The following is a 3,031-nucleotide window of genomic DNA, read 5'->3' on the forward strand; positions in this document are numbered from 1 at the left end:
AATTAAAATGGAATTAATTATAGGAATGAAAAAATGATATATTTTAATGTTTCAGGAACAGCTAAAAAATCTTTACCCCAAAAGAAAAACCCTTTAATAGGGTATAAAAATGGTGAAACTCCTACATCCCTAGTATATAGTATTATTAAGAATGCAAAATATTTTTGGGTGAGAGTAAATTGAAAAGTTTAGTGATTTAGAAAGATTACGCTATTTTTTTAGGTAATAGGAAAAACGTTCACATCACAGAAAGCTCATTTGTGAGAGTAGTTGTTTTGTAGGCTAGGTTTGTTATAATTAAAGAGAGTAAAGGAGGGAAATGAATTGCGTAAAATTATCTGCCTTTTATCAATTATATTAGTATTTTCTTTAGTTGGTTGTTGGGCTTCTGGCCCCAAAAATACCGTTGAAGATTTTATTGAAATGGGCAAGGATTTTAATTTAGTAACTTTAAAGGAGTACATAAATCCATTTTTGGATAAACAGGATGAAATAGAGAAGTGGTGTCAGTATTTTGAAACAATCGATTTTTATTATCAGTTAAATATTTATAATTATTTAAAAGAAAATGCCGCTAAAATTACTTATGAAATAAAATCTGTTGTCAAGGAAAAAGAACGGGCTGTAGTTACGGTAGATTTTAATTATGTGAATGGTATTACAATTTTGGCAGAGAGTCATCAGGAAATAATTGAAGAAATGGAAGCAGCTATTTTGTACGGAAAAGGAATGAATATCGGAGAAATAGATTCCCTATTTACTAATATTTTGGAAAAGTATCAGATGATTACTTTAGATTCTTTTCGGGATAAAAGTGTGGATTTAAAGTTGGTTAAAATTGATAAACAGTGGTATCTTGATGAGATAAGTGCCGATTTGTTGGATGTTTTTGTTTCTAATTTGGCGACATCTACTATAGAAGTTGGGACTATTGTAAATTTATTAACAGGTGTTGGTGAGGGGTATAGATGAAAAAATTAGCTTTGGAAGAAGTGGTTCTTTTAATTAGTATAATTAAATGGACCATTCTTTCCATTGTTACCGGCATTGTAGTTGGGCTTGGGGCAGCCTTGTTTTTGATAGCCTTGGATGGGGGAATTAGGTTAGCGGCTGCCAAACAATATTATTTCTTATTACTTCCTATAGCTTTATTTTTGAGCAGTTTCTTGATTAAATGGTTAGCTCCTGAAGCAGAAGGACATGGTACTGAAAAAGTGATTGGGGCCATTCATGACGATGGGGGTAAAATAAATATTTTAGTTGCCCCGGTAAAATTAATTACTGCCATTATTACTATCATGTTTGGTGGTTCGGCTGGTAAAGAAGGACCCTGTGTACAAATTGGGGCAGGTTTGGCTTCTACTTTGGCTAATGTTTTAAAGGTAAATCAAGAGGATTATCGGAAAATTGTTATTTGTGGTGTTAGTGCTGGTTTTGCGGCTGTTTTTGGTACCCCAATTGCTGGGGCACTTTTTGCGGTGGAAGTACTTGTTTTAGGAAAAATTATGCATGAAATGCTTTTCCCTACAATGGTGGCTGCGATTGTTAGTTTTCAAACTACAAAATATTGTGGTGTATCTTATTTTTATAAACAGTTATATTTGGTAGATGGTTTTCAGGAAAGTCTATTTTTAAAAGTTTTGCTTAGTGGCTTGTTTTTCGGAATTGTAGCTATAATTTTAGTCGAGGTTTTATCCTTTTGCGAAAATGGTGCTAAAAAAATAAGGATTTGGGCACCTTTAAAAGGCTTACTCGGTGGTACTCTTTTAATTTTATTAGTTTTTTTAACTTCGGAAGATTATTTGGGTTTGGGTACTGAAGTTATTGAAAAAGCAGTTCATGGTGAAACTATTTTTCCAGCGGCCTTTTTGCTAAAAATAGTGTTTACCTCCATAACTTTAAGTATGGGTGGTAGTGGTGGTATTTTAACACCAATCTTGTTTATTGGCTCTACTGCCGGTAGTGCCTTTGCTGCTATTTGCGGTTATGATCCGGTAATGTTTGCTGCTTTGGGTATGGTGGCCGTTTTTGCAGGAGCTAATAATACTCCGTTAACAGGAGTAATTATGTTTATTGAAATTTTTGGTCCTGAAGCTAGTTTATATGCTGTGGCTGCTTGTGCGGTTAGTTATTTAATTTCAGGACACCGTAGTGTTTATCCCACACAATTATTGGGGATGACCAAAAGTGCTTCTTTACAATTGCCTTTAATGGCAGATTTGGGGAGTTTGCCAAAAGCTCAAGTTTGTACTGGACCAGGTAAATTAATTTTTAGAATAAAAAAATTAGGTGTGTTTTTTAAAAAAATACAAGAGAATTTTCGGCAGACTTTTTAGTTAAAATATTGTAGGATAGAGGTACCAAACCGGAAAGGGGAATCTATCTAACATGAAAGTAAATATTTTAACTGATAATCGCGTTAGTAAACGAGGACTTTTGGCTGAACATGGGCTGTCTATTTTTATTGAAACTGTCAAGGGTGATTTTCTTTTTGATACCGGGCAATCTGCTGTTTATTTACACAATGCTCAGAAGATGGGTTTGGATTTGACAAAAACAGATCATTTAATAATTAGCCATGGACATTATGATCATGGTGGGGGTTTAAATTATTTTCCCAATCCTGATCAGTTGCCTTTAGTTTATGTTCATGAAAAGGCACTGGGAAAACGTTATAAAATTATGCCTGATGGTAATTTCCAGGAGGTGGGTTTGGGTTGGTCTTCGGAATTTAAATTAGTTCAAACACAAGATTATTATCAAATTATGCCTGGGGTTATTCTTTGTGGAAATATTCCCCAGACTGTTGAGTTTGAAACAGTGACTCCCGGATTTTATCAAGCTGATAAGCAAACTCCGGATTTATTAGAGGATGAGCAAATGTTGATTTTTAATGTAGCGGGTGGTTTATGTATTTTCTTGGGCTGTAGCCATCCTGGTGTAGCTAATTGTTTAAATCAGGCTAAAAAATTATTTCCCAGTAAAAACATTAATACGTTAGTTGCTGGTATGCATTTAAATATTGCTAGTC

Annotated in this window: 3 protein-coding genes; all 3 read left to right on the forward strand. The window is 34.0% G+C overall.

Going from position 1 to position 3,031, the window contains the following annotated elements; all coding sequences use genetic code 11:
- Positions 1 to 324: 324 nt before the first annotated feature.
- On the forward strand, positions 325 to 972 hold the full coding sequence (locus GX687_03370; protein ID HHX96489.1) for a hypothetical protein: 648 nt from the start codon (positions 325 to 327) through the stop codon (positions 970 to 972).
- The gene (locus GX687_03375; GenBank protein HHX96490.1) at positions 969 to 2,336 is read left to right on the forward strand and encodes a voltage-gated chloride channel; all 1,368 of its coding nucleotides are present in this window, start codon (positions 969 to 971) and stop codon (positions 2,334 to 2,336) included. The genes GX687_03370 and GX687_03375 overlap by 4 nt, the downstream gene beginning before the upstream one ends.
- A 52-nt stretch (positions 2,337 to 2,388) precedes the next feature.
- Positions 2,389 to 3,031 (forward strand): MBL fold metallo-hydrolase (locus GX687_03380; protein HHX96491.1); only part of this gene is annotated, 643 nt, incomplete at its 3' end.

It is taken from the genome of Clostridia bacterium (assembly GCA_012841935.1).
GTDB lineage: Bacteria > Bacillota > Peptococcia > DRI-13 > DTU073 > DUTS01.

What these genes read in the sequence shown, in the direction of transcription:
- GX687_03375 (HHX96490.1), top strand. Translation starts at nt 969, where the DNA reads ATGAAAAAATTAGCTTTGGAAGAAGTGGTTCTTTTAATTAGTATAATT.